The organism is Peptoniphilus indolicus ATCC 29427 (genome assembly GCF_000227315.1).
In the GTDB taxonomy this organism is placed as follows: domain Bacteria; phylum Bacillota; class Clostridia; order Tissierellales; family Peptoniphilaceae; genus Peptoniphilus; species Peptoniphilus indolicus.
Window position 1 is genome coordinate 1 of the sequence record NZ_JH165140.1, and the last position, 791, is coordinate 791.

The window sequence follows — 791 nt, forward strand, 5'->3', positions numbered from 1 at the left end:
ATTTTTCGTATTTTTTAAAGTTTGTGGTTCGAAGGATCCTTCTCTATCTCTTGGAATATCATTTCCATAAGATGATTTAACGGTTTTCTTAATTGAATCATTTATTGCATTAAAAGATAAGGATTTTTCACCATATTCATAGTATAAATGATTACCTAATTCAGCTTTTAATATTCGCTCCATTGTATCTCCTAAAAATTTTTTAAGTTTCTTGTAGGTACTGTACTGTTTACGGTTGATACTCTTGGATTAACATTTTGATATTTTATTTGATCTTGTTTCTGATATTTTTCTTGGAATAAAAATTTATCCGGATTAGTTCTCCTTACCCTAATTAGGAAGTTCTATACACAAAATTTTACACAGTCTTATTTTTGATATTTTTAGTTAAGATACTTTGAATATACATGTCTAATAAGGTTATTAGAATTATTTTTTGTTTCTTTGTTATATTTTGATAGGTATATAGAAAATTTTCTGTCTTTTGATTTTGGAATTCTTAAGGGTAAGATTATTATTTCAGTGGTCATAGTAATGTTTTTAACAGCAATTTATATAGGATTTTATATTGCTCTTTCTTTAATAAGAGGCATTCTAAAGATATGTATCTTTTTTCATCAGTTGATTGAATAATTTGGAAAATACGGAATTAGCAATACTATTATCAGTAGATTCATTAGTTAAGCTTTAAGTTTTTTGTTGATTAATTGTAAATTTAGTTGGCTGAGTTATTCCGCTTGGTTTATTTATTTTGCTTAAAACATCGTACCAGGTAGATTAGATTGACTTTT

1 protein-coding gene is annotated in these 791 nt (G+C 25.8%); it reads right to left on the reverse strand.

What is annotated here, in order from left to right; translation table 11 throughout:
• A partial coding sequence (locus tag HMPREF9129_RS11255; protein WP_257009300.1) for a transposase occupies positions 1 to 240 on the reverse strand: 240 nt, incomplete at its 3' end.
• Positions 241 to 791: the final 551 nt, after the last annotated feature.